Below are 7,403 nucleotides of genomic sequence, written 5' to 3'. Positions count from 1 at the left end.
ATTTACAGCAATCGATAATTTTATAATAACGACTTTAAAAAGAAAAAACGGCACACTCAGCGCCGCTTTTATCTTTACTATTTACTATTTTATAGCTAAGCATTTTCACTTAGCTCAATCATGCTCGTGCAATATTTAGTACAACATTTATAACAATATTAATGAAAAAATTTATGGCATTATTTAGGTTAAACACTTACTAACTTAGAAATCCTGAACCGTCGGCCGCAAGACAATTTCATTAATATCCACGCCAGCGGGTTGCTCAATTGCGTAAGCGATTGCACGCGCAACCGAATCCGCTGGAATCGCCATCTGATAAAAATCATTCACTGACGCAGCACTTGCCTCGTGGGAACTGCCCAGCTTGAGTTCGGAATCCACCGCACCTGGCGAAATGGTCGTGGTGCGGATCGCGCCACCAACTTCATGACGTAATCCTTCAGTAATCGCATGCACGGCAAACTTGGTGCCACTATAAACAGTGCCGCCCGGACTGAATACTTTAATACCGGCCACCGAAGCAATGTTAATAAAATGTCCACTGCCTTGTTTTTGAAAAATTGGCAATACCGCTGCAATGCCGTAGAGCACGCCTTTGATGTTAATGTCGATCATCCGATCCCACTCATCCACCTTGGTCTCGCTCATCGGCGCAATCGCCATCAACCCCGCGTTATTTACCAATACATCGACACGTCCAAAAGTGCGGACGGCGGCGTCGATCAACGCCTGCACTTCAACAGCCTGCGTCACATCTGTGGCAGCAATCTCTACTTTTCCACCTGCTGCGCGAATGTCAGCGGCAATCTGAATCAATTTATCCAGGCGCCGTGCGCCGAGCATCACTGAAGCTCCAAGAGCGGCCAGATGGCGCGCAGTGGCTTCACCCAAACCGCTGCTGGCACCGGTAATCACAACTACTTTACCTTCGATATTTTTGTTCATTTTTGTTACTCCAGTTTATGCAAAACATTTTTTGCGTTGGAGCAAGTATCGTAGGATACTATCTGCCAGTAAATGATCAATATTTCACTTTATAATTCCATTTTTTGGAATAGTTAGGGAAAATGTTAAATCGCTTAGAAATGTTGCGTATCTTTTGTGTTGCAGCGGAAGCAATCAGTTTTAAAGAAGCCGCGATCAAACTTGGTATATCGCCGCAAGCGGTCACCAGAGCGGTGCGAGAGCTTGAACGATTACAAGGTGAGCTTCTGTTTCATCGTAATACACGCAATGTCCAAATTACTGCCTACGGCGAAATGCTCGCAACCCGCGCCAGTCAAAGCGTAGCGCAATTGGATGGTCTGTTTGTAAGCGCCGATGAAACTAGCGAGTTGGAATTGGAAGGTCTGATAACGCTGACCGCACCCAGCGTCCTCGGGCGTCAGTTATTGTTGCCTGCGCTCACGTTGATTGCAAAACAACATCCTCAACTCCGTTTCGACCTTCGTCTAAGTGACCGCCATGCTGACGTGGTAAGTGAAAAAATCGATATCGGCGTACGGATGGGGTATTTACGCGATAGCCGTTTCGTCGCACGACAGGTCGCCAAAGTGCGCTTTCATGTGGTTGCTACGCCGGGCCTCTTTGCCGAACATGGCGATCCCAAACATATAGAAGATTTAAACGCACTCCCAACCACCGCCATGTTTGATCGCGATACCGGTCGACCATGGCCATGGTTATTCGCGGGAGGACAGCAATCTAACCCTCCCAACGCACGTTTTATTTGCGATGACGCAGAAGCTGAATTGGCGGCGGTGCTATCGGGCCTGGCGTATGGTCAGATACCGGGATTCTTAGTGGAAAAATTAATCGCCGCCGGAGAGCTTATTCCTGTGATGGAAAAACTGGCTCCCGAGCCTTGGGGCTTGTTTGTGTATCGACCACAGCGAGGTCCGGTACCCGCCAGAATCCGACTTGTATTTGATGCGTTGATTCTCGCTCTGTCCGACGAAGAACCCCATGGCACAGACAGCGAGTAAGCGCTCCCAATATTATCGGCATGCCGCATTCATGCAAAAACCTGTCGCGCAAACATCCGAGGTGTTTGTCTGTTCTTATATGATCAGATGTTCACGCAGAACGCACGCACAAAGAAATACGCAAACCGATAGCGACTTAACGTGAACTGAGAAAATCCAAAATCGATGATGTTAGTCGACCAATTTTCACCCGCTGCGCCAGTACTGGCTTCTAAGGAAAATAATGCATTGGCTCTATTTAGGTATCGCTATCGTCGCAGAAGTCATTGCCACCAGCGCACTAAAAGCCAGCAGCGAGTTCACCCGCTTGCTGCCGTCAATCGTAGTCGTCACAGGTTATCTGATCGCGTTTTATTTTCTGTCGCTAACATTGCGCACATTGCCGGTCGCCATCGTGTATGCGATGTGGTCCGGCATTGGTATTGCGCTAATCGCCATGATCGGGTGGCTAGTATTCAAACAAACGTTGGACACCGCAGCGTTGATCGGGATCGGTTTGATTGTGGCGGGCGTCGTCGTACTGAATGTCTTTTCTAAATCGGTTGCGCATTAACCGTTCGCTTAAGTTTATTGACATATAAAGCTTGTAGACGGGGTTATTGCAAACTGAATCACAGCCACTATAAATGCTGTGGAAGTTGCAGTTACAGTTGCTTTTGAATTTGACGTACCCCGTCAAGGACGCTGCCAAGTATTTCAGCTGTCAGTCGGGAATTGTTGGAAGACATGTTTGAGCGAAGCGATTTGGTCTTTCAACCCGACTGACGGCTGAAATACTTGGGAACCCGCAGGGCAGCGTCAGTTGCGGTCGCCTTTTCTTTGGTTACTTTTTCTTGGCGGGGGCGCCGAGCCGAGGCAAAAGAAAGTAACTACCTGTCGGGCTACCCCGACCAGCATCCACGGAGCACCAACCGCTCAAGTTATCCAAGCATCGAACCGCAAGCCCTTCCCGACTCAAAATACCTGCACAATAAATCAAGCCTCCAAAGCCAACAAAGCAAACGTTCCCAACCAATGTTCCCCCATATAATCACCAGAAATATGTGCAATGGCACTGTCAAAATGGTGATCGGCTGCATCCAATAATACGACTGAACGTGCATCATCCAACGGCAATGCACCTGCCAGTGAACGCTGACACCAGGCACGACTAAAATTAAGTCCGTCCAGATGCGCAATCTTGCCATCGCTTCGGTCAGTAACTGTTGCTGGTTCAAACAAGGTAGCCGGTTGACGTTGCGCCAGATGAGGCAAAAATGCACGGAACCACGTATCAAATTCGGCGGCTGGCAAAACCTGCCGCATCAGTTCAGCCTCCATCAGCGCAGGCGACAAAAATTCATCCCCGCTTGGTTCCCAGGCCTGACAGTCCACGTCCTGGGCATGCCACCGTCGTGCCGTTTCGGCGATCAGTGTTTCCAACTGTGTGTTATTAACCGCACGGGCGTATTCCAGCGCCAACGTCATCGCAAAGGCCGTATTGAAATGCGTACCGACGCGCACCGGATAAGTTGCTTTAGGCAAAAAATTAACGAAAAGGGCAACAAAAGCATCGGACAGCGGCATTAAGGTTTTGGCCCAACGCTGGCCTTCTGGGGTGTCAAGTTTGTTCAGCGCAGACTGCAACGCCAGTAACCACCCCCATCCATATGGACGCTCAAAGCCGGCGCGTGATGGCGATGCAAGATAGGCCAACTCACCTTTTACGTTTTCTTCAGTCAGTTGTTGGTCAAACACGGCCCGTATTGCCGAAGCTTCCGCCAATGTCGGATAACGCGTCAACAACCGCGTAAGTAACCAATAACCGTGAACGCAAGAATGCCAGTCGTAGCTGCCGTAAAAAATGGGATAGAGGGCGCGAGGACTCTTTACATCGGCGGCGCTATCTAGCGTATGCGTCAGTTTGTTGGGGTATTCCTGCGTCAGATGACCAAGGACCATGTTGGCAAACTGAGATGCCAATGCGGGTGTGAGTGTTTTGCTGTTTGATGTCATTATGTATCTTCGATTACTTTGTCTATATACGCTTTAGAAGTAGCAAAACTGCCGTCAATTAAATCGAGGCGTTTTGCTGACGAGCTTTGCGTCAATTCCAGCCATCTAGTTGCCAGAAACCTTACGCTGGCCACAACGGTTGCTCATCCATCAATGCGATCTGCTCGCGCAACTCCAGCACGCGATCCTGCCAGTAGCGCTGCGTATTAAACCAGGGGAATGCAACGGCAAAGGCAGGATCATCCCAACGCCGGGCAATCCATGCCGAATAGTGAATCAGACGCAAGGTTCGCAACGCTTCAATCAGATGCAATTCACGCGGATCGAAATCGCAAAAATCCTCATATCCTGCAAGCAGGTCGGACAACTGTCGCACCATGTCCTGACGTTCACCCGACAATAACATCCATAAATCTTGTACAGCGGGTCCCATGCGGCTATCGTCAAAATCGACAAAGTGCGGCCCGGCATCGGTCCAGAGTACGTTACTGCCATGACAGTCGCCATGCAAGCGCAGCGCGCCAACGTCACCGGCACGATCAAAGCAGCGCCGCACACCGTCGAGCGCCTGCGCTACAGTAGTGCGATAAGCCGCAAGCAGATCTTCGGGCACAAACCCGCTTCCCAACAAATAATTACTTGGCTCGATTCCGAAGGTGGTGATATCTAGCGTAGGCCGATGTTGAAATGTTTTTAATTGTCCAACCGAATGGATACGACCCAAAAATCGTCCGAGCCATTCTAACGTCGCACTATCTTCCAATTCAGGCGAACGTCCGCCATGGCGTGGAAACACTGCGAATCTGAAGCCGTGAAATTGATGCAAAGTATTGCCGTCTTTACTCGCCGAAGCTGGCACTACGGGAATTTCGCGCTCTACAAGTTCTTCCACAAATGCATGCTCTTCCAAAATCGCGGCATCGCTCCAACGCTGTGGTCGATAAAATTTCGCCACCAGCGGAGGACCATCTTCCATCCCAATCTGATAAACCCGATTTTCGTAGCTATTGAGCGCAAGCAAACGACCATCGCCGTGTAAGCCAATGCTGTCGAGCGCATCGAGCACGGTGTCCGGGGTCAAGGTAGAAAATGATGCGGGTGTGAGTAGGTTCATAATCTCCATTGTAAGCTGCAATGTCGCCCTATCATCTTTCGTGACATCCAAATATTTCAGTCACGGTCACTATTTTTTTCCAACCGAAGGAATACCGCTTATTGACCGTCATTTTTGCCACAATGGGATAAAGCACAACGTCATCATTCAACAGGCGTAAAATTTGGGTTACGGAGAACAAGTGGCCGTTGTTGTCGACATCAATTCAACCGGAATTTTTCATGCCAGCCATCGGCCTCAATCATTACAATTTACGCGCACCGCACGACCTGATGATGATACTCAGGGATTTCTATTGCGATGTTGTGGGTCTCGAAGAAGGTGCGCGCCCTGCTTTTAATAGTGTCGGATTTTGGCTTTATGCAGGCGGTCGCCCGATTTTGCATTTGAGTCAGGCAATGAATGAGATTGCCAGCGAAGCAGTGCAGGAAGTACCAAGCGACGCATTATTAGGTGATGCAAAAAATACAAGGCCCAACACTTTTGACCACGTTGCCTTTACCTGTATCAATCAGGCAGAGATGCGAGCACGATTGGCGCTGCATCAAGTCGTGTACAAAGTTGCTTTGGTGCAGATAACGCGGCAAACCCAGCTTTTCTTCAAAGATCCTGCTGGTAACGGCATTGAGCTTAATTTCGAAGAAGAGATCGGCTAATGCACGCACTAGGACGGGACTTCCCAAGCTGATCTTCACGTTCATTTGACTGAGCGTCGGCAATAAAATGGCCGGAGCTAGTCAACACTCCCGTGATTTGATTGTTTTTTGACGCTTTTTGCAGGTTTGGCGCATTTCAATCGTAAAATCCGCCATCGCGCACTTTACACTTACATTTTATATAGGCATCACGATGGAACTTGACGAACCGTTATCAGATAAAGAATTTGATGAATTAGACGACTTTTTGCTTTCCGACCGCTGCGGCGAAGAAAGCATGACGATGGATACGCTGCATGGTTATCTGACCGCGCTGGTGATCGGGCCAGAGCAAGTTTTACTTGGTGAGTGGTTACCGCACGTCTGGGGACCATCACTGAAGGATGCGCCTAAGTTTAAGTCTGACAAGGAATTCGAGCGCACTGTCGGCCTGATAGCGCGCTACATGAATGAAATCGCGGTGACGTTGGAAGTGGCACCAAAAGAATACGAGCCATTATTTTGCGAGTTTGAGCATGAAGGAAAGCCGCTGCTGGATGGTGAAGCGTGGACGTGGGGTTTCTGGGAAGGTATTAATCTACGCGCCAAAGCGTGGGAGCCAATCTGGACCTCGAATTTAGCGACCGTGGTGCGGCCGATTTATTTGCTTGGGGCCGAAGAGCTGGAAGAAGAGGAAATGCTTTTGCGCGAGGATCCGGTCAAGCGCCATAAATTGACAGTGGAAGTCGAATCGGCCATTCCGGAAATCTATCGTTATTGGTTGCCAAACCGTAAATCCGCAGTCAAAACGATTCAACGCGAAACACCAAAAGTCGGACGTAATGATCTGTGCGGGTGCGGTAGCGGCAAGAAATTTAAAAAATGCTGTGGCGCTGGGTTAGCTGAAGAATAATTAACTTTGCAGCGCTGTCTGCAATGGTGGGCAATCCGATATAGCGGAATGCATTGCACAATATAAAAAACCTCACCGATTCATATGAGCGGTGAGGTTTTTTTGCTTGAACGCCTATCTTGACGCGTGTCCGGCTTACTCTTTAATAAAGTGTTCGCGGTAGTATTTCAGCTCTTCAATTGACTCTAGAATATCTGCCAACGCCGTGTGCTTTTGATGTTTTTTGAATCCACTCGCCAACTCTGGCTTCCAGCGGCGGCATAATTCTTTTAATGTTGAGACATCCAGATTGCGATAGTGGAAGAACGCTTCCAGCTTAGGCATGCCACGCGCCATGAAACGACGATCCTGGCAAATAGTGTTGCCGCACATCGGCGATTTGCCGTTCGGTACGTATTTGCGCAAGAAGGCGATCAGCTCAGTTTCGGCTTCGGCTTCAGTCACCGTGGAGGTCTTGACGCGTTCGATCAAACCAGAGCGACCGTGCGTGCCTTTGTTCCAGGCGTCCATACCATCCAAGAATGTATCAGACTGATGAATCGCAAAAACCGGACCTTCTGCCAGAATATTCAGTTGCGGGTCGGTGACGACTACCGCCACTTCAATAATGCGCTCTGCATCCGGGTCAAGTCCGGTCATTTCCATATCAACCCAGATCAGATTGAATTCATTCGGACGTAATGGCGCCACAACAGGTGCGGATGGTGTCGATGAATCGATAGCTTGTGACATAATTGTTCTCTTTACTATTTATTGGG

General features: G+C 49.1%; 8 protein-coding genes. 4 read left to right on the top strand and 4 right to left on the bottom strand.

All coding sequences use genetic code 11. The annotated features are described in order from the left end of the window. Nucleotides 1–204: 204 nt before the first annotated feature. On the bottom strand, nt 205–948 hold the full coding sequence (locus QN379_RS14670) for an SDR family oxidoreductase (RefSeq protein ID WP_322237047.1): 744 nt from the start codon (nt 946–948) through the stop codon (nt 205–207). 122 nt (nt 949–1,070) lie between these two features. Between QN379_RS14670 and QN379_RS14665 the strand changes: the two genes are divergently transcribed. Next, entirely contained in the window at nt 1,071–1,988 is a 918-nt protein-coding gene (locus tag QN379_RS14665) for a LysR family transcriptional regulator (protein ID WP_322237045.1), read from the top strand. Nucleotides 1,989–2,211: 223 nt separating this feature from the next. After that, a complete protein-coding gene (locus QN379_RS14660) occupies nt 2,212–2,541 on the top strand; it encodes a multidrug efflux SMR transporter (protein WP_322237043.1) in 330 nt (109 codons plus the stop codon). A 422-nt stretch (nt 2,542–2,963) separates the two neighbouring features. Here QN379_RS14660 and QN379_RS14655 read toward each other — a convergent pair whose 3' ends face one another. Then, nucleotides 2,964–3,983 (bottom strand): DUF2891 domain-containing protein, encoded by a 1,020-nt coding sequence (locus tag QN379_RS14655; RefSeq protein WP_322237041.1) that lies wholly within the window; start codon nt 3,981–3,983, stop codon nt 2,964–2,966. A gap of 121 nt (nt 3,984–4,104) precedes the next feature. Then, nucleotides 4,105–5,097 carry a serine/threonine protein kinase gene (locus QN379_RS14650; protein WP_322237039.1) on the bottom strand — a complete coding sequence of 331 codons (993 nt, stop codon included), beginning with the start codon at nt 5,095–5,097 and terminating at the stop codon, nt 4,105–4,107. Between the two features lie 221 nt (nt 5,098–5,318). Here QN379_RS14650 and QN379_RS14645 point away from each other — a divergent pair, with 221 nt between their 5' ends. Together QN379_RS14645 and QN379_RS14640 are read left to right on the top strand one after the other, a co-directional pair. Next, on the top strand, nt 5,319–5,753 hold the full coding sequence (locus QN379_RS14645; RefSeq protein ID WP_323506959.1) for a diguanylate cyclase: 435 nt from the start codon (nt 5,319–5,321) through the stop codon (nt 5,751–5,753). A gap of 193 nt (nt 5,754–5,946) precedes the next feature. Continuing rightward, a complete protein-coding gene (locus tag QN379_RS14640) occupies nt 5,947–6,645 on the top strand; it encodes a UPF0149 family protein (RefSeq protein WP_322237037.1) in 699 nt (232 codons plus the stop codon). 135 nt (nt 6,646–6,780) lie between these two features. On the opposite strand, the gene orn is transcribed toward QN379_RS14640, so the two are convergent. Then, entirely contained in the window at nt 6,781–7,377 is a 597-nt protein-coding gene (orn, locus tag QN379_RS14635; protein ID WP_322237036.1) for an oligoribonuclease, read from the bottom strand. Between the last annotated feature and the right edge of the window lie 26 nt (nt 7,378–7,403).

This window comes from Glaciimonas sp. Gout2 (genome assembly GCF_035018905.1).
GTDB lineage: Bacteria > Pseudomonadota > Gammaproteobacteria > Burkholderiales > Burkholderiaceae_D > Glaciimonas.
The sequence above is the reverse complement of the archived record's forward strand: the minus strand, read 5'-3'. Positions and strand labels throughout refer to the sequence as shown.